This window comes from Ruminococcus callidus ATCC 27760 (genome assembly GCF_000468015.1).
In the GTDB taxonomy this organism is placed as follows: Bacteria; Bacillota; Clostridia; order Oscillospirales; family Ruminococcaceae; genus Ruminococcus_C; species Ruminococcus_C callidus.
This window is the reverse complement of sequence record NZ_KI260389.1, coordinates 117,642-137,053: the sequence shown is the minus strand read 5'-3', so window position 1 is coordinate 137,053 and position 19,412 is coordinate 117,642. Positions and strand designations below refer to the sequence as shown.

The window sequence follows — 19,412 nt, the reverse complement described above, 5'->3', positions numbered from 1 at the left end:
TTGTATACAATCGGGTGATAATTTTGACATTTCGAAAACACCGCGTTTTTGGTACAACTGTGTACTATAGTGATTGCTATGAAAACTATCGAATCGTTTGCAAATCTGACAGATATTATGTCCAAAAAGACGATCACTATGTTACTGACAATCTACTAGAAAAAGGATTTCATACAGTTCAATCCGCAGAAAACTGGATTAAGCTAGATACTATGCCAGATATACTGTGTGCTACATTCATTTCAAGTTCAGCAAGACAAAAAGTATATGCTGCCTTAAACACCTCTAACTTTTCAAACAACCTAAGCAGAGTGAAATCTTCGAATATTTGGTCAATCGGGCTGAATATCAAAAATCGAAAAGATAAAACAGGAGATTTGCTTGTGCAGTTTAAATCAAAAAATGGTGGCCCAGGTGATGTATACATGTTCTATGATGTTCCACCTACATTATATCGAAAATGGCAATCAGCACCTAGTAAAGGTCACTTTTTCTGGAAATATATCAGAAACTACTACAAATACTCTAAGCTAACTGGGGATAAGCATGGAAAGCTACCAAATGCAGTTAGCTAGTGTAATCATTTGATTTTAGTCTTTTATACAGCACTTCCATAGCTTTTGGAAGTGCTGTTTTTAGTGTCATATAATCAATAGTATATAGATCTGCCAACTCAATTAATTTGGCATCAGATAGTTTAGATTCAGTTTCAATCATTTCCTGAATCAGTAGTTCTTCTACACTGTCATAAGTATCAGTCTGGTAATAATCGATTCCATGTTTGTGTTCTGGGGCTTCTAAGAATAGCTCATATTCAGATAAGTCTGCTGGATATGGTGCACCCAAAACGGCTTTCAGTGCAATCATATCGTTTGCAGGCAGATTTACTTTTTCAAGATCATCATATGTAACGGCACTCCATTCTTTTCCCAACTGTTTTGCAGCTTTTAAGCACAAACTACGGCGTGTAGAGTATCCTACTGGGCTTAGATAGCGTCTGATTTCTTCAGAAATTCTAGGCTTAAAGAATACACCAAATGATAAATCCGCACGATATTTTGGTGTCCACTTGTACTTCCACCACATCCCTAAGAATGAACACAGTGCTGTTTGAAATTTATCCTCATATGTGGTGTTATCTACATAAGTGCTAGAAGCAATGTATCCAAAAAACGTATAGTTTAATTGTATGATTTCATCTCGAATATCTGTACATGCTTTTCTGGATTCCAAATCGTGTGGCAGAGAATCATACAATTCTTGTGTTCTCTGCTTTATATACTCGTGGTTCTTAGACATTATCGCATCCTCCTTCAAACAAATGCGTCATGATTCGTCAATATTCTATAAAAGGTTTTACCCCATGCAGATATATTTCTACATGGGGTAAAACTTTATTTTATGTCGAAAAGACTTACTTACAAACAAATCCGCAGACTTCCCAGCCAATCCACATCATGAATACCGCCAGTGCTGCCAACATAATAATGTACTTTCTCAATCAAAACTCTCTTTCCATAATCGGCAGAATGCCATCTTCCTTCAACAAATCGTAAATGAACAACCGCCCTTTCTGTGTCCAGTGGGTATGCGGAACAACATGACCATGACCGTTTGCATCATCATAGTAATATGTCTTAGTTGAAGTCAATCCCATTTCCGCATACTTCTGGTATAACAACCAGATCTTACCGCCCTGCTTGTACTGCACACCTTTTTCACGAAGTACTTGATTCATGTGGTTTGCAGACCATCCATAATCCTTAGCAATTATGGAGATAGGAACCAGATCATTGCATTCCAGAACCTTATCATAGTAACTTGCCTTGGGCTGCAGTTCTGCAATCTGCTATGTTTGTACTGCAACTGTCTGTTCCAGTGCCTTTGCCTTTGCACGTTCTTCCTTCAATCTGAGCAGAGCGTTGATCAGCATGTCCGGATCGTTCAGCACATCGTCAATTGCATACATACCGTGCTTACGAATAGCGGGGAGTACTTCGGATGTTACCCACTTTCTGAACGGCTTTGCCTGCGGCTTGTCACTACGCATAATTGTTGCATACAGACCAGATTCGCTGATGATGGTCATATTCTGTACCCCACCAGGGGTGTCCACCAGATAGACACCCTTTTCATCATCGTCCAATCTTGCAGAAATATTGCGACTATTGCTAATATCCAACACACCGCATACATCTTTCAGCACCCACAACGGTTCACCATTCATCTGAACTGTACGAACAGTCGAACCCTCGAATACCCATACTTCTACATTTTCGTTTGCCATTTTGAAATTCCTCCAATTTTAGAATTATTTTATGAAAACGTGCGGAAATATGTTTTTAACTTAGATTAGTACAACTGCACGTCCATAACCTTTAGGTCGATAGCCGCATCGAACGGAACAAAATAATCCCGCTTTGCACCAAAGAACTTATAATATGTAACGCCGTGCAGTTCCTCATTTTCTCCATAGTAAACAGTGAGATCACCATTTGCCATTTCTACGACAGCAGATTCTACATAATCCCCAGCGTTGATTACGGAATAGAACCGCATAGTGTTATCATCACAATACTGTGGTCTGAACTTGATAAATGTTCTACGCAGTTGCTTGATAATTTCAGTCTTCTGCTTCTTTTTGATGTACTTGGGCAGCTTTGTACGTCCGAGCAAGCTGTAGATCACCTCACGCACTTCTGGTGCGGCATTCTGAATGATATTCCAGAATTCCTTGTCAGCGATTGCGTCCGCAATGTCAGAGGATTCAGAATCCACACATGTATCAAACCGATCCAGCTGTTCGCCGTCAGCTGTAACACAGTACTGTGGAACTTCCACAGCAAAACGCTTCTGTGGTACAACGTTTCTACGCGGTGCTGCCATGCAGTTATAGGCAATGCGATAGATGTAAGCACCATTGTACTTTTTGATAGTCATCTTATCTACGTTCTTCTGGAGATACTGGAGCAGGAAAGACAGCAAATCCTCATCAGGGATATACTCAGATGTGGACTTTACCAATGCAGTCATAATCTCTGGATAGAACTGCACATACAGTGCGACAGCCTTCAAGGATTCGGGGATAGTCAGCCAGATTGCGTAGCTGATTTCCTCGCCGGGTGCTACATAGTAGCTGAGTGCGTCTGCGAAACGGATTCTTGCATCTGTAAATACCTTTGTGTTCATAAGTATACTTCCTTTCAAAATTAACAATTTATTTTTATTTAGCCTTGTATGTCTTACGCTTTATATAACGATGGAACGCCATGCAGACAAACTGCATTATTATACCAGCGTCGAGATAAAAATTTTTATGGAAGCAATCACTTCCTCGACACGCTTACGCTCATGCATCTTTCTGGGTTTCTTACCGCTAAGCAGAATATCTCGTGCAGTTTCATATACCGGATCACGCTTTGCCATAGCATCGACATAATCCCAAACCTGCTTAGCGGCTACAAAATCTTCCACAGATCTGGTATCAATCAGCCGTTCGATGTAACGTGGCTTGTTGTCAGAGCACTCCATGATGTCGTCAATAGGTTCATCATCGCGAATCTTTTCGAGCGTACTAGCACGGTTCTGATACCATCTCCGAACGTCATTCACATGTCCGAGTGAATACATGCACTTATATGCCACTGTGTAGATGTACTGTGGCTTGAATCGCTGAGGGTGTTCCTTGATGATGCTGACGTTCTTCATCAGATACTGCAACAGTGTAGATACTGCGGTGCACTCATCTACCCACGGATACATGCTGTAGATCTTGTTCCAAGCCATTGCGATTTCCGGATAGAATGCTACGTACAGTGCAGTTGCTTTCAGTTCGTCGGAAAGCTGTAACCAACCACGAACCTCTGTGTAATCTGCATCAGTAACAGAATCCAGAGCAGACTTGAACAGCTTGTAGGTTTTCTTAAATTCTCTCATAGTAAATTACCTCCATTTGATTATACTAGTAAATTTTACCAGTTGCATTTGAAAAAGAAAATGTAGCGGTACTCCCACGGATTTTCTTTTTATAAAATTTTTAACTAATGTTTATCATCTCCAATCAAATAAAACGCGATTTTGGAATCTGTGTGGAATCATCTCACTTTCTGAAACTGCAATTTGCTATTGAATATGTATTTCATAAACACTGTTGCTTATACACAGTTTATTGTGTATATACGCAATACGCTTTGTTCACTATCGTGAACTGTATATAGTATACACGATAGTGAACAAAAATGCAATTGACAATATGACCAAAATTTGCGGTATATTTTTGTACAGTATCGTGTACTATTTTCTATTGACTTTTATGTCACTATCGTGTATAATAGAACTTATTGGAGGCGATTAAAATGTCAATTTTATATGGGAAGTTATTTGAAATCATGCAGCAAAAGGGCGTTAGAAAAACAGATCTACGATCTAACGGGATACATCCAGCAGTAATTAAAAAGATTATGGACGGTGGAACTATTACAACCGAAACCATTGATAGACTTTGTGCATTGCTGGACTGTCAGCCTGGAGATATCATAGAATTTGAGAGATCAGATGATTCTAAAGAATCCATTGTAAATTGACAACTCTATAACTGATACTCAACATCAACCTAAGTCATATCTGAAATATTTGTCTTGTAAAATCAATAACGAACAAATTCACGAAAATATATGTCATATTTTGTTGAAATACGCTTCTATTTATGGTATACTATAATGTAGGAGGGATAAATATGTCAAAACGAAAGCCAAGTTTAGTTCCAGACTACATAGATTTAATCAATCCAACATTTAAAGTAATCAAAAATCTAGGCGGAACTGCAACAAACAACCAGATACACGATGGAGTTGTAGAACTTCTGCATCTATCAAAGGCTACTGTAACAGAAAAACACATAAACAAAAATGAGACAGAGCTTATATATCGATTGCGGTGGGTAAGAACTGCAATGAAGAAGTCTAGCGTTCTGATAAATCGTGAAAGATCGATATGGACAATACTTCCTGGATACAGACGAGTAGAATCGTTTGATTCAGAACAGCTAGATTTCATCATGAAACAGAAACAGGTACCAACAACAATTCCTGTTACAATTAGCGATGTCATCAACAGTGACCCAGAAGATACACCATGGATTACACAATTGCAGGATGCCATTGATGCTATGAATCCGTATGGATTTGAAACACTATGCAAACTGATTTTGGAGAAATGTGGTATTACCGATGTGTCAACAACAAAGAAAGCAAAAGATGGTGGAATTGACGGATTCGGTAGATTAAAATTAAATACCATATTTTCGGTAAACATTGCGTTTCAATGTAAACACTATGGTGGAAAAATTGGTGCACCAGCAATCCGCAATTTCCGTGGATCTATGTCACCAAATATTGAAATGGGTTTGTTCATAACAACCTCCGGATTTACACAACTTGCAATTGACGAGGCGAATCGAATCGATCAGAAAACAATTCATCTAATGGACGGAGAACAAATTGTTCAATATCTTCTTGACTATCAAATAGGTTGTAAGAAACAAGAAGTATACATCATAGACGAAGATTTCTTCAAGAACCTATAATTAGTCCTCTACGAACTGCCGCCATGTAGACGGTGCAATGTTGTTTTTGCAAATATGATTGATTCTTTCCTCAAGCTCATATGCTACATCCACAACATCATCTGCCTCCCAGATGTCGTAATCCACATCTTCGAGAAGATCACAAGCACAATCGATGATCATTACATCCTTTGCACGGCTGTTGCGAAATTCTGACTTTGTGTAGATGAAAGAACGCCACATACTATTGATGTTTCTCAGCTGATTGAGAAGCTGATTGATTCTCTCTACATTTCTGTGAAACTCAGATCTTGTAACCTGATTTTTCACAATTCGCATTCCGTCCGGTCTTCTGTTTTCATTGAATTTCATAAGATCATATCCTTTCGATATTTTTTTAGTATTGAAAACGCTCTGTTTTCAAGAATGGTTCTGTTCAGGGGTTTTGAGTTTAATTGATTTAGAACATTTGTTCTCCCCATGATTATATTATATGCTCTTTTGTTCCAAATATCAAGATGCAATATTGCACAAATGTTCTTCTATTTCTTTAGATACTATGCACAAAAGTGCATTTTATTGATTTCAATGATTGACTTTTTAGAACAATTGTGCTATAATGGCATGAGAAAGAGGTGCTTACATATGGAGATTAAAAACATCTTAAAACAGTTGAGAGAATCAAAAGGTCTTACAATGCAGGAAGTAGCTGAAAAAACAGATATTAGCTATTCAGTGTATCAGAAATACGAATCTGGCGTAAGAGGTGTAGGTGTTCCAGCACTTCAAAAACTTGCTGACCTCTATAATATTTCTACGGACTGCCTGCTTGGCAGACAAACAGCAGATACCTCAACAAGTCCATTACAGCAACTCATAGATAAATTTCAACTTACTAAAGATCAAGCCGCCTTACTCGTAGCATACTTAAACATGAATGAATCAGATCGAGAAAATTTGATTAGATGTATTAAGGTGCTCGCCCGTGGAATACAGTAATACTTCGAGTTTCGATAGATTTCATAATAATAACTTCCTTTCATGGTTTTAATTTAAGGACGTATCGTCCTTTGCAATATGATTATAGCACATATCGTCCTATGATGTCAACCGATTTCTAACAAAATCATACACAAAATGTCCTAATGCAATTTATGCAAATCTACGAATCGTCCTATTTCATGCCTGAATTTTAAAAATGCTATTGACACATAGGACAAAACGTGCTATCCTTTATAAGGTGGTGATTAGATGAATACAGATAATTTGAAAGCTATCCGGAAAAAGTCCGGAAAGACTCAAAAAGAGGTTGCAGAAGGAATTGGTATTGGTCAAGGCACATACAAAAATTATGAAACTGGTGCAAGAGAACCTAATAATGCTACCCTAGTCGCAATCGCAAATTATTTTGATGTAACAACAGACTACTTACTAGGACGAGAACAAACAGTATCTACTGAATCATTAAAGTTAAACAAAATCAAGGAACATATCAATGCTATCAATGACATTCTGAATGACTGAGGCGTTGATTTTTGTGAAGATTTACATTAGAGGCTTTGCAGAAATGCAAAGAGAAGTCGAAAGAACACTATCTGCACACACCGGAGAAGTTATAGAGCATATGTTAAAATGCTATCTAATGCCAGATCATCCAGCTGTGAATCACTGGAAATCTGAAATTGCAAATCAAATTTGTAGTGTTAATAAGTTGAAAAATACTAAAAAGTATCCTACTGCAAATAAGATTTATGCGTGGACATACGAACAAAATTGTGCAATGCTAACAAATTATACTAAATTTTCTAATTTCGTCCGTGAAATTTGCAATGACTATAGTATTGAGACAATTGAACCAGTAAAGGACATTATGGATGACTTCAACAAAATTTGTAAAGAGTATTTTAGCTGGCTTGCTAATATGCTAAGCACATCTGGAAAAGCCGCTAGCACTGATATATACGATAAATTAGATGAATTATTTCGATAGTACGAATTAGAGGTGAAACAGAAATGAGGCTATTTGTAACAGAACGTGCAGATCTGCTACGTGATCTGGAAAGAGAATTATCGTCTCGTACAGATAAGATAATTGATACAATTATACAGCTATACTTGTTTCCGGAGAATGCTGACGCAAAGAAATGGAAATTTGAAATTGCTCGTAATCTAAATTCTGTATCTGTGATCAAAAAGAAGTTGCCTACAGCAAAACAACTTTATAAATGGACATATTATAAAAAGTGGGATCTTGTAACAGACATAGCATGGATGAGTGTTACCATACGTGACATAGAATATAAATGTCATGCAAAGGTTACTGAACCAGTTGAAACGGTCTGTAAAGATGTAGATGATATTTGTTGTAAATACTTTCACTGGCTTACTCATGAGCTAAGTACCTACGGGTGTGTTGCAAACGCTCAGATTGATGAAAAACTGGATGAGCTTCTTAGAGATAAAGGACGGTTTAATAATATGTGAGATTTTTACAGGGTGTTGACTATTATGAAAATCCGTAAAAGAAAACGATATATCAAAAGCAGTAGTAACGTAAACACATTGGAGTTTGAGATTGATCTCATATACGCATTCAACGATGGTATTACAGCGGCATTCAATCCGAATTTGACAGATTCTGAATTAGACGATGTAATAGAAGAAACCGCAGAAGAGCATTACTACGCATTCATGAATTCTGTTGCAATTAATCTAAAAGCTATTGGCTTTGAAACATTAGAAGGTCCGAATTTCAGTAACCGAAATAATAGTAAGTCGTGTTATTTTGTACTCTGCAAAGAGGATGAGTATGAGGCACTGAATGTGAAAATCATTCTAAATCTTAGAATTTCAGATCATCGTCTGACAAAGCATAAGGGCAATAATAAAAATTGGGATAGATTTGATGCTAGAAATGAATACTATGCTAGAGAACTTGAAAATTACCGTGATTTGAATGAAAAGAACCCAGATGACCTACAATACGATAGTCTTGAAATCATTGTGAGCGGACACAAATTCCAGACATATCGTCAAGCGTTAAGCTATATTGTCAATCGAGTGAAATCTGCTTTCCGAAGCTAAATCATCATAAACTAAACATAGCCTGTACTATTCAGAACAAACTGATTAGTACAGGCTATATTTTTACTATATGAAATCGGTTTCACAGAATGATACTATTGACAAATCATCAAGAAAAAATTATACTATAAGAAATACTGCAAAACTCGACTGTAAAAATCCCCTATATGTATCAGCCATATTTACTGATAGCACTTGCTATATTCATATTGTAATTCGTATATCCGTATTTGTCAATACATAAATACGGATTACTGAATTATTTGTGAATATATCTAAAAGAGAGGAGACAGAATTATGACAATTTCACAAAGAATTTTTCAGCTGCTAAAATCGAAAGGGAAGATGCAGAAAGAACTAGCTGCGTACACAGGAATCTCAACTGCCGCTATATCTGACTGGAAAACACACGGAACAAATCCATCTTCGGATAAAATTGTTGCAATCGCAGAGTTTCTAGGTACATCTCCAGAATATATTCTGACCGGAAAAGAATCTGAAAATAATCTATCTGAGAATGAAATTGAAGTGCTCCACATTTATCGAAAATTCTCAGATCGAGATCAGATAAAAATAATTGGTAGACTAGAACAGATGTATGAAAACAAGCGTCAGGATTCCCTAGAATCGATGCTACGAAACCAAGAGGAAAACTATAGTCACACCACAACAAAAACCAATACAGGCGAATCTGAGCAGTCTGGGATTGACATAAATGCTTTGAAAAATGCAAAAGATTCATCAGATGAATATTGATGCGGGATTACAGCATAATACTCATGAGGTGGTCTTATGAAATCTTATAATATGATAGAACAAAGTACGGCATGCTTAATTCAATGCAATATTACAGCATTGCCTGTTAAACTTCGAAAAATTTGCAAAGTGTTTCAAGTGAAGATCGTAAAACTGAGTGATATAACAAAACGACAAGATCGTATAAATATCATTGGTGGGTTGATTAAAATTGACGGACAGATGTGTATATTAATAGATGATTCTACTTCAATCGAAAATCAAAGGCTTTTAATAGCATGCGAAATAGGTCGTGTATTCACTGGAATCCAACTATCTGATGAAGAAGCATACCGATTTGGATTAAATCTATTAGCCCCGATTCCAGTCTTGTCAGCTATCAACGTAGATGATGTGTATCAGCTTGTAAAACTATGCAGTATTCCATTATCCGCAGCAAAGAAGCAGATAGTGTGTATACAAAATTATAAGCGGAACGGTGTCCAGCATGATGATATTCGTTTGTATACGCAGTTTCAAAACTATATCTTTGGTAAAATAAACAAATGACAAATGCGTATATCAATATGATTTTCGTCAAATTGCACACAGTACACACTTTAAAATTTGTACAATTTGCAAATAGAACAATGTCGTGAAATGTGATATAATGTATTTGTAAAAATTATTTATTCCAATTTGGGGGTGTAAAATGAAACAAATCAAGTTGAAATTAGCGGACTCTTTGAAGGAATTGGAAGAATCAATTTCTAAAAAGCCATCAACGCAAACTGATGTCATGACAATTTCGGATTTAGTAAACACAGCTGATACTAATTCAGTTGTATTCATTTTGAACGGTGGAGTATTTGATGATCGAAAAGCATATCAGACAGTCCGAAAAGATCTGATTGAAAACAATCGACTAAAGGCTGTCGTATCGCTTAAACCTGGATTGCTGCATACAACAAACGCACAAATTGCTATGCTCGTACTTGGTGAATCTGATGGTAACGTGTATATGGTTGATGCTACAGGTGTTTACCATACAAACGAAAATCATAAGATTCTGTCTGATGACGATATTTCTAAGATTGCAACAGCATGCAAATCGAATACAGATATAAGCCGCTGTGTATCCAAAGATGAAATCATATCATTAAACTATCAGTTATATCCTGTACGCTATTTCGATCACAACTTGAACTTTGAAAATCCTGTGACACTCAAAAGCATTACAAAGAAAGTGATTTGTGGAATTGAGATGAATCCAACAGACTTGAAAAATGCAATATCTAAATCTGAAACAAGTATGTATGCGTTTAGCACTAATGATCTCAATTCGAACGCTAAAACATCTGCACTCAAATATCTAAAAGAATCAGATTCTTATCTAAATCATAAAATTCCGAATAAGAGTTTGATTATTCCCAAATTCGGAGATACATCAAAAACGCAGATTGCCGACTTTGAAGATGCAAATGTAATCGCTGTTGGAAGAATGTATGTTTTAGAACTAGACGCAGACAAGGTAAATCCATATTATGTAAAGGCATTTTTAGAAAGCGAATGTGGACAGTATGAACTGAACAATTGCAAATCTGGAGTAACTATTGCAAAACTTGATTTAGACGAACTGTTGAATATACAGATTCCTATGTTTTCTATGGATATTCAGAATAAAATCGCAAAGACATTTACTGTATAGAGGTGACAAAACTATGAAACCTATTGTAAAGATAGTGTACGATAGAGAAAAAGATACACTGAAAATATCTTATGATGATAAAACACTTGATACAAAATGTATCAGAGATTTCCCGATAGAACAATGGCTATTTCCATTGAGTTCAAAGGGAGTAAAATGGAAAGGCCTATATGAAGAATTAAGGTCATTTACCGGAAAACCTGATTATACACTGTTGTTTGAAAGTGATGCCGCATCATTTGAAATGGTGAAATATGCACTGAAAGATTCACCTGTAAATCTTATAAGTTCAAATAACACAGTAACAATTCTGTATAGCGAAAATCCATTTGTAACTAAAATTACTATAAATGGACATGCATTCGATACGACTAGAATTCAAAATCGATCAATTGACGAATGGATAAACTCAATTCAAATCAGGGATTTGCAGTGGAAGGGAATTTTTCAAGAGCTTACAGATTACATTGGTACAGATATTTACGAAGTATATTTCATTGGAAACCTTGAATTTATGCAATTGTTAATCGACAGCTGCCCAAATAGCGTTGATGTGTTATATCGTGATACGGAAATTGCAAAGATGCAAAATAAATCTAATCATATACAAGTTGCATCAAATCCAGTATCTAAGCCTGCGGAATCAAATTCAAATCAGTATGTAGTATCAGGATCTGAAGCGTCACAATCCATAAGTCACATAGCATCAAAAGCAGTTAATACATTAAAATCTGCTGCTGCCGCACAACCACATGATGAAAATTTTGAAAATATCCCGATAAAAAACAAATTTGTCAGAAATCACATTATGACGATATGTTCAATAATAACTCTAGTATTTACATTTTTTCCGTTTGCAAGTTTTTATGCTAAGTCCGCAGAAGATACTGGAAATAGAATTACTGCAAGTGTATTTAGTACTTTAGTTGGAATAAAAGAACTTAAATTAGGGGATAACAAGTCGATTTTCAGCATACTCATATTTTTAGTTCCAATACTAATCATCATCATGAATTATATAAAACCATTAGGTAAATACAAAAAGTACATTGCTGTAGGAGCTCCTATAATAGGCATCATCGGAGAAGTTGTCACGTTTATAGATTTAAAACATCTATTTCAAACATTCATCATTGAAGATGGTGTGAAATTGAAATCTATACTCGGAATTGGATTTTTCTTAATATTAGCATCATTCTGTTTAACTGCAATAGTAGGACTTATAATATATCATAATGTAAAGCTACCAAAAACGAAAAACTGACAGAGGTGAATTACTATGCTATGCCCGAATTGTGGTACAGAACTTGATGATAATGCAAAAGATTGTTATCTATGTGGATTTTGTATAGATCAAGATGCAGTACATTCAACAGACGTAAAATCGAATGACAGCAGGCTGTGCTGGAATTGTGGGAACCCTATTGATATGCAAACAGGTATTTGTCCTGTTTGTGGAACAAAAGTGCAAGAACCGCAACAAAACCTAGAGAGTGAACATACAAACGCAGATGTAGTATCAAGTGCAAAGCTAGATTCACCAGAATGTCATTCAAATCATATACATAACAAAAAACTGATTCTCGGAATTACCATAACAGCTGTCATAGTTGTAATCAGTATTCTTGTATCGCTTATAATTGTAAGTTCCATCAATCACAAAGTAGATGACGAATTATCTGTAGAAACGTCTACGAGTACATCTGCAAGTACAACAGTTGTGACAGCTGAATTGACTACCACACAGGTAACTACCACAGAAACAACCAGTATGACTACTACAACCGCAGAAACTACTACAACAAATCTCATTGACTTAAACAATTATATTGGTTTTTGGCATAGCTCTGATTTTGGAAACGCTAGAGAATTAACAATATCAAACGTATCTGACAAAACACTAGTGTTTACTCTATGGTACTATCGTTTAAGCTCAATTGATGATGTTTCAGCATTGATAGAAGGTAATATTGCTAAGTTTGATACTGGAGATGTGAGTGGATATTTAAAATTTGATGAATCTGCTATAACTGTTGTAATTGAAAGATCATCATTGGCTTACATGAATGCAGAACAAGTGAAATTTGATGGTAAACATAATCAATCATGGGAAAATGGATCGCCTGATGATACAACTACTGAGGCTGACACATTTATGCCGTATGAAATCCAAATCAAAAATCCAAAATTAAACATATATGATAAACCAAGCTATAGTGGCAATATCGTAGGAACAATTACAGATCAACAATACTACACCATTGTCGAAGAGTACATGGAACCAGGTCATACTTCAAATTTAGATGTTTGGGGAAAATTGAAATCTGGAATGGGCTGGATAAACCTATATGATGCTGAACTAGAGGAAGATTCTAGTTACATGGATGAATCTGCAAATGTTTATTGCCCAAGCTGCGGTTATGGATGGTTTACAACTGGCGTTGGCGATGATGGGTTCACTTGTCCTAGTTGTGGATTTAAATGGAATCCATATGTATATGGATTTTGATTAATTTAATACTTGAAGTAAAAGCCACATATATCATGCATTTGTATGATATATGTGGCTTTTCTTATTTCAGTGCAGGCGTTAATGAGAAATCACGTCTATATAATTCGTAATCCCCAGGTTGCAGTGTATCTGGATCAACTCTGGCTCTGTAATAGTCACAACAGTCGATAGCAACCTTGCTGTTCATAGCGTAAAAATTGTAGAACTGGGCATCTGTGTAAATGTGCTGTATACCAGCCCATGTCACGACTGATTTGTATATCAATTCCCGTCGTAGAGGTGGACCATCGAGATAGCATTCACGGTATGTGACTATGCCGTAATCTTGGTAATGATCTTCTTTGTAAGTGTATTCAGATGCAGGTGTGCTAACACAGCCACCACATAGCAATATAGTGCTGGTTGTGAGCGTATAAACAAAATACCTGAAGAATTTCATAATATCGCATCCTAACAAGACTATCCTCATCTAGAGGGTGGTCTTTTTTTTGTTTTAATATTAACTCCTGCCATGTTTTAGTGCCTACTAATAGACCGGAAATCTATTAGCATGAAAAATAGCTTTTTGCAATCATTATAGTAAGTAGGGGTAATTATCAATGATTCAACAAGTCATGCATCAATGTCTACCCCAAGTTCTTGTAAGAGTCGTTTTTCACCAAGTGGAGTAATCAGTGTCTGTGTGTACAGCAAATAGCCGGTTTCTGAAAGCCGACGCTTTACGACAAACCACCCTGCATTTGCATACTTCTCGGTAGGGTAATTTCTGTGATCTCTGTCACTGTACAGAAATCCGTTTTCTCTCAACCATGCAAACATGCCCTTACGCCCAAATGTTACGCCGTAGTAATCCCTCAGCTTTCTGGTAAATGTGTAAACGTCAATTCCAATTGGTTCAAACGATTTAGAATTATCAGATTTAGCATCATACGTTTTGGCATCTGACTTGAACGTCTTGCACGTTTCCAATTGTCTGGTCATGCTCTGAATCGTATCTGATTGTGATTTGATGATGTCGTACAAGTATTTTACATCTGGTGTTGTAGATTCATTTAGGATACGACTTCGAATGTCTGGAAGTACTTCTGACGTAATCCAACGCTTGAATAGAAGTCTGCTGTACAAGTCACTGAAGTTGACAAGACTGTAGAAGCCACCCTCATTGATGACTGGCACGGGTTGAATCTCACCACCAATATTACAATTCACCATGCACTTATCCCCACAATCTACATGCTTGACCATGGCTTCTCTTGGGTTGCTGTATCCGAGTGCAGTTGCAATATCTTTTGTGAAGAAGTATGGTGTGCTATTGATGATCAATGTGCGAACTTCTCCAAAATGCTCATTAGAGTAATGTGTAACCGCATATGTAGTTTCTTTCATTGTAATTTTCCTTTCAGATTTTTGACTATCAACTTTTGTTTCGCAGTGTGCGTTTTTGCTTCTAAAACATATAACGAGGGACACCACAAGAAGTGAAAATATGGTGATGGATTTTTCTGAAATCTACATACATGGTGCATGGCTTATAAACCAAATTAAATCTGCAAAGCACTTTGAAATGTGTATTATATAATTCTTAGTATCCATATTTTAGTAATTTTAAACCTAAGATTGCGATGTGCAAAATTTGCAGTTTAGATGCTATTTCTGCATTACATATGCAATTTAGAGCATAGTACAAGAACATGGAATTGTAAACTTTGTGGTGAACCAAAATGACGATAATGTGCAAAGATCAGGGTATATACTATATATATAACAATAAAATACAATAAAACAATGAAACTCTACAATGAAACTCAATAAAATTTCAAGAGGATTATAGCTGGAAATTATTCCCTTAAAGCATGAACAAAACAGATTTTTTGTGAAGGTCAATTTTTGAGTTCATCGTTATGGTTTAATGTCAGGGTGATGCCCTACAAATTTACAAAACAGATATGGGGGAATATCTATGAGACGAATTGAAAGTGCAGTTGCGAGTGCAGATCGAGTATTAGCTTATGCCAAAGAGCAGGAAATCAAAACAACAACAACCATGTATGACACCACAAAAGATATGACAAATCATATCATCAAAGCATGCAATGAGACAGTTAAGATTTTAACCAAGCGAATGAAATTTTCTACACCTAGGAAACCAGTTTCTGCGATACAAGGACAGCAACAGCCATCGTTTGCAAAAATCAATTACCTGTATGCCGAAGCTTTAGATCAGTTACGAGATGATCCAATCCCAATTCCAGCAATTTCTCAGTGTGCTTATTATCTTTCCAGATGGTTTCATAGCCGGATTTTGACTAAGTATACAGGTAGAGATTTAAAACTCCACTGCAAGTATTATCGGAATTTAATCCCATCACTAGTAATTTCTTATGGATATTATCTAGAGCATGGGCAACTTAATGCGTTTCATGATGCATTTCAGAAATTTGAAGCTGATTTGAAATCTGGGGATTGCAGATATGCACTTCCATTTAATGCATTTCAGATTGCCAAGTCCAGCGCAGGACTATACGGTAATTTTGCTTCTCAGCTGATTTTTGACTACCTGTGGGACTATGGTTTGGATTGCCTTTCATTTTGTGAACCTGAGTATGATTCAAACTTTCGGGCGTGCGGATTGCGAAAAAATATCATAACTGAGAAACTTATGGATTCAAATATCCCTGAACTAGATGACTACGATGGTGAATATGAGTCAAATCTTTCGTATCTTGATCAGTTTTCAGTTGTTGGAGGAGAGTTGAGTGAGTAAGATCAAGTTCACACAGATTCCAGATAAGTTCAAGTACCCAGCAAAGTGTAAAGGTGCTTTATCTACAAAGCATTCTGAGATTGTGACCTATGTTGTTGACCACTTTCGGAATTCTATAAAATACAAAAACCAAGTTATAACTGCTCTGAACACAGCGAGTTATTATGCAGTTTCTGATGACACCTGGCCAGAATCATGGAATTTGAATGATCCCTTTCAGTCTATGCCAGTTGTTCCGGACGACTCCATATTCGACGTGTTGGGTAGCTTGTATTTAAATCTTGCAGATATCGAATGGGATGTTGTAGAATCCAATTCTTCAATTGATTTCCAGGAAACAATAGAATCGACATCATCAATGGTGACTTGTAAATCTAGCACTATGCGTCAAGCAACACCGACACCGAAAGAAGATCTGTATATTCGACCACCAATGATTCCACAATTCGACGTAACAAAACCGTGGTTGCAGGAAGTTGTAAATGGTCAGGAGTATGTGATTTATACATCCCTTCCAGTTATTCCAGAAAATCAAAGTCAGATCTCAGTGACTACAGATATCTCGAAAATGAAATCATCCGATTTGCTTAATCTGTTTCCAAACCGCTGTATACATACTAGAGCCGCTGTTATGTATGAGCCATATGGTGATCTTGCTTTTGATGAGAACCTTGGGGTTATATTTCCAATCGAAGGATTTACACATGATGAAGTGAGAGATAACATTATCCGATATCCCCACCTGTACAAGCTAATGCGTGTTGTTGATGGAAAATTTGTAAGCTTCTACCAAAATATAGAACTAAACGGAGAGCTGCATGACGTTTTGCAGGTGTGGAATGAGCTTCCAGACAGCAAGTACATCCCAAAGTCCACGGAATACATCAAGGAATACGTTGTACGGCGTTTCCTACTTGAACGTGACAAATTACATGCCCAAACTAAATGGGCGTTATACGGGACGCTAGAGCCATTTCTGACGCTTTTCATGGAATCCGAAAAATATGCCACTTATGGCTATGCAGATTCTTTAGCTCTTGCATCTCAATGTGTAAAATCTCGTGTTTCGTATAAACAATCTAGAAATCCAATTCTGAGGGCGGTGAACTACGCTAAATGAGATCTTGTATTTTCAGTGCTCATTGCACTGAACCAGTTTGTGACTTAGCATGCCCGTCACTAGTAGAAACAACATACTTGCTAGAGCGAAATCACATTGACATGCAAAATTCGGTTTATAACACATCTCGAAAAATACTAGATCGAGTGTGTGAGATACTAGATCATGCTGAAAATAAGCTTTGTACTGTTGAGACAAATGACACTATAGCATCATCCAACTTGCTTACCTACTGTGCTATATGCAAGCATTGGAAGGGAAATAGATTACACTGCAACGTGTATCATTTGAACTTTTCGTCATATCTGGACAATATTCAAAAAAGCTGGTCAGCAAAAGATACTCCAGAAGATTTGGAGTATGCACAGATATGGTCCAGCACTGCAAAAGTCCTAATCATCTCAAATATTGACTATGTGCAGTTCAAGGATTTTCAAGCACAGACTTTACTAAATTTAATTCATAACCGACAGGCTAGTAATCTGACAACCATCATTGTATCTCCAAAGGTGAACAGTTTGATTGGCAGTGGTCTGTTTTTCAACAAACTTCAATCTGTGCTTAGAGGGGCGGTGATGTCAGCGTGAATGGTTCCATTGAATTGCAAATGATATCGAAAATTTTGACTTGTGATTCACAATCTGACGTTGAAAAACTCTGTGAATTTGACGAAAGCTATTATTCAATCTTCAGACCACATATACAGTTTATCATGCGGCATCGTGATAAATACGGAGAGGTTCCGGATGTTTTCACATTTCAGTCGGAATTTGAGGATGTTGCACTAGTTCGCGTAGATGAACCGATTGAATACTTAATCCATGAAATAAATAAAAACAAGCAACGCATCATGCTTGTCGAAACTTTTAATAAGCTAAAAGACTTAGGATCTGCTGATGTTACAGAAGCATGGGAGTATTTATCAAATCAGTGCGAGAGAGTGGCTATGCTTGATTCGTCTCAACCAATGGATTTGGTGAAGGATTCAGAACAGAGAAGCGATCAAGTTTTAGAATATAGTCAGCAAGAACGAATTCCTACAGGGTTTGACGAAATCGATAAGTGTATGTATGGTGGTTTGTCTACTGTAGAGGAACTTGTAATTCTAGTTGCTCGTACAAATACTGGTAAGTCATGGGTTGGCACAAGAATGATGGAATCTGCACAAGGTCATGGATTTCCAGTTTTATATTATTCACCGGAAATGCAGGCTAGTTTTCTCGGAACTCGATTTGATACATGGCGTGGAAAATTTCAAAATAACCTGCTGTTTCAAGGTCAATATACAGAGCAATATCATGCTTATTTGAAAGATCTTGCATCACAGACAACTAGTGCATACGTTTTGGAGGACAAAGATGCTCCAGACGAAGTTGTGAATGTACCATTTTTGAAAAAGCTTGTGAAAAAACATAAGATCAAGCTTTTAGTCATAGACGGTCTGTCATATATGTCTGATACTGAGAAATCTGATAAAGATTACACCAAGTATAAAAATCTATGTGCGGATCTGTTCCGGCTCAGTAAACAATGTGGATGTGCTGTAGTAGTTATGATGCAGGCAAATCGTGAATCCAGAAACAACAAGGATGATAAAGGGGAAGTGTTTCCAAACATTTACAACATCGAAGGATCTGACCATCCTGCCAGAATTGCTACTCAGGTGTTTGCTATGCGACAGATATTCGATAAACATGTTCTGGACATACGCTTAGAGAAAGCAAGAAATGCAAATAATCAGAAACCAGAGTTTTCCTATGCATGGGATATCAATACTGGCAATATGAAATATCTCCCAAGTGCTGATACTATGCCGGCTACAATTGCTCCAAAGGTTGATCTTAGCGGTACTGTAAGTGTCAATCAACCAGATATGAGCATTGTATTAGAGGATTCTGAGGATGTTGAATTTTAATCAGTTGAGGT

General features: G+C 36.8%; 23 protein-coding genes. 16 read left to right on the top strand and 7 right to left on the bottom strand.

Annotation, left to right across the window (positions count from 1 at the left end; translation table 11 throughout):
* The first annotated feature begins 23 nt into the window (after positions 1-23).
* On the top strand, positions 24-575 hold the full coding sequence (locus RUMCAL_RS15035) for a KTSC domain-containing protein (RefSeq protein ID WP_156902478.1): 552 nt from the start codon (positions 24-26) through the stop codon (positions 573-575).
* On the opposite strand, the gene RUMCAL_RS07260 is transcribed toward RUMCAL_RS15035, so the two are convergent.
* The 5 genes from RUMCAL_RS07260 to RUMCAL_RS07245 form a co-directional block, all read right to left on the bottom strand.
* Positions 568-1,299, bottom strand: a complete 732-nt coding sequence (locus tag RUMCAL_RS07260) for a hypothetical protein (protein ID WP_040647401.1) — start codon at positions 1,297-1,299, stop codon at positions 568-570. The genes RUMCAL_RS15035 and RUMCAL_RS07260 overlap by 8 nt on opposite strands.
* A 202-nt stretch (positions 1,300-1,501) precedes the next feature.
* Complete coding sequence (locus RUMCAL_RS16515) at positions 1,502-1,837, bottom strand: phage antirepressor KilAC domain-containing protein (protein ID WP_278245040.1); 336 nt, start codon at positions 1,835-1,837, stop codon at positions 1,502-1,504.
* Between the two features lie 12 nt (positions 1,838-1,849).
* Entirely contained in the window at positions 1,850-2,287 is a 438-nt protein-coding gene (locus tag RUMCAL_RS16510) for a BRO-N domain-containing protein (protein ID WP_021682018.1), read from the bottom strand.
* A 65-nt stretch (positions 2,288-2,352) separates the two neighbouring features.
* A complete protein-coding gene (locus tag RUMCAL_RS07250; protein ID WP_021682017.1) occupies positions 2,353-3,189 on the bottom strand; it encodes a hypothetical protein in 837 nt (278 codons plus the stop codon).
* Between the two features lie 99 nt (positions 3,190-3,288).
* Positions 3,289-3,936 carry a hypothetical protein gene (locus RUMCAL_RS07245; RefSeq protein WP_021682016.1) on the bottom strand — a complete coding sequence of 216 codons (648 nt, stop codon included), beginning with the start codon at positions 3,934-3,936 and terminating at the stop codon, positions 3,289-3,291.
* Between the two features lie 419 nt (positions 3,937-4,355).
* On the opposite strand from RUMCAL_RS07245, the gene RUMCAL_RS07240 reads away from it, so the two are divergent.
* Together RUMCAL_RS07240 and RUMCAL_RS07235 are read left to right on the top strand one after the other, a co-directional pair.
* Entirely contained in the window at positions 4,356-4,583 is a 228-nt protein-coding gene (locus RUMCAL_RS07240; RefSeq protein ID WP_021682015.1) for a helix-turn-helix domain-containing protein, read from the top strand.
* 152 nt (positions 4,584-4,735) lie between these two features.
* On the top strand, positions 4,736-5,584 hold the full coding sequence (locus tag RUMCAL_RS07235) for a restriction endonuclease (RefSeq protein WP_040647399.1): 849 nt from the start codon (positions 4,736-4,738) through the stop codon (positions 5,582-5,584).
* Here RUMCAL_RS07235 and RUMCAL_RS07230 read toward each other — a convergent pair whose 3' ends face one another.
* Entirely contained in the window at positions 5,585-5,935 is a 351-nt protein-coding gene (locus RUMCAL_RS07230) for a hypothetical protein (RefSeq protein WP_021682013.1), read from the bottom strand.
* Positions 5,936-6,208: 273 nt separating this feature from the next.
* Here RUMCAL_RS07230 and RUMCAL_RS14595 point away from each other — a divergent pair, with 273 nt between their 5' ends.
* The 10 genes from RUMCAL_RS14595 (at position 6,209) to RUMCAL_RS15030 (ending at position 13,599) form a co-directional block, all read left to right on the top strand.
* Entirely contained in the window at positions 6,209-6,562 is a 354-nt protein-coding gene (locus RUMCAL_RS14595) for a helix-turn-helix domain-containing protein (protein ID WP_051343713.1), read from the top strand.
* A 252-nt stretch (positions 6,563-6,814) separates the two neighbouring features.
* Entirely contained in the window at positions 6,815-7,087 is a 273-nt protein-coding gene (locus tag RUMCAL_RS07220) for a helix-turn-helix domain-containing protein (protein ID WP_021682011.1), read from the top strand.
* Positions 7,088-7,100: 13 nt separating this feature from the next.
* Positions 7,101-7,553 (top strand): hypothetical protein, encoded by a 453-nt coding sequence (locus RUMCAL_RS07215; protein ID WP_156902476.1) that lies wholly within the window; start codon positions 7,101-7,103, stop codon positions 7,551-7,553.
* Positions 7,554-7,576: 23 nt separating this feature from the next.
* Positions 7,577-8,047, top strand: a complete 471-nt coding sequence (locus RUMCAL_RS07210) for a hypothetical protein (RefSeq protein ID WP_021682009.1) — start codon at positions 7,577-7,579, stop codon at positions 8,045-8,047.
* A gap of 24 nt (positions 8,048-8,071) precedes the next feature.
* On the top strand, positions 8,072-8,647 hold the full coding sequence (locus RUMCAL_RS07205; protein WP_021682008.1) for a hypothetical protein: 576 nt from the start codon (positions 8,072-8,074) through the stop codon (positions 8,645-8,647).
* A 297-nt stretch (positions 8,648-8,944) separates the two neighbouring features.
* A complete protein-coding gene (locus tag RUMCAL_RS07200; RefSeq protein WP_021682007.1) occupies positions 8,945-9,403 on the top strand; it encodes a helix-turn-helix domain-containing protein in 459 nt (152 codons plus the stop codon).
* Between the two features lie 36 nt (positions 9,404-9,439).
* Entirely contained in the window at positions 9,440-9,952 is a 513-nt protein-coding gene (locus RUMCAL_RS07195) for a hypothetical protein (RefSeq protein WP_021682006.1), read from the top strand.
* A gap of 142 nt (positions 9,953-10,094) precedes the next feature.
* On the top strand, positions 10,095-11,090 hold the full coding sequence (locus RUMCAL_RS07190; RefSeq protein WP_021682005.1) for an N-6 DNA methylase: 996 nt from the start codon (positions 10,095-10,097) through the stop codon (positions 11,088-11,090).
* Between the two features lie 13 nt (positions 11,091-11,103).
* The gene (locus RUMCAL_RS07185; protein WP_021682004.1) at positions 11,104-12,354 is read left to right on the top strand and encodes a hypothetical protein; all 1,251 of its coding nucleotides are present in this window, start codon (positions 11,104-11,106) and stop codon (positions 12,352-12,354) included.
* A 15-nt stretch (positions 12,355-12,369) separates the two neighbouring features.
* Entirely contained in the window at positions 12,370-13,599 is a 1,230-nt protein-coding gene (locus RUMCAL_RS15030) for a zinc ribbon domain-containing protein (RefSeq protein WP_084194378.1), read from the top strand.
* A 615-nt stretch (positions 13,600-14,214) separates the two neighbouring features.
* On the opposite strand, the gene RUMCAL_RS14590 is transcribed toward RUMCAL_RS15030, so the two are convergent.
* A complete protein-coding gene (locus RUMCAL_RS14590) occupies positions 14,215-14,988 on the bottom strand; it encodes a BRO family protein (protein WP_021682001.1) in 774 nt (257 codons plus the stop codon).
* Between the two features lie 574 nt (positions 14,989-15,562).
* On the opposite strand from RUMCAL_RS14590, the gene RUMCAL_RS07170 reads away from it, so the two are divergent.
* From RUMCAL_RS07170 to RUMCAL_RS07155, 3 genes are all read left to right on the top strand, one after another.
* Complete coding sequence (locus RUMCAL_RS07170; RefSeq protein WP_021682000.1) at positions 15,563-16,366, top strand: hypothetical protein; 804 nt, start codon at positions 15,563-15,565, stop codon at positions 16,364-16,366.
* Positions 16,359-17,486 carry a hypothetical protein gene (locus RUMCAL_RS07165; protein WP_021681999.1) on the top strand — a complete coding sequence of 376 codons (1,128 nt, stop codon included), beginning with the start codon at positions 16,359-16,361 and terminating at the stop codon, positions 17,484-17,486. The genes RUMCAL_RS07170 and RUMCAL_RS07165 overlap by 8 nt, the downstream gene beginning before the upstream one ends.
* Positions 17,487-18,069: 583 nt before the next feature.
* Positions 18,070-19,401, top strand: coding sequence for a DnaB-like helicase C-terminal domain-containing protein (locus RUMCAL_RS07155; RefSeq protein ID WP_021681997.1), 1,332 nt, complete (start codon positions 18,070-18,072; stop codon positions 19,399-19,401).
* The last annotated feature ends 11 nt before the right edge of the window (positions 19,402-19,412 follow it).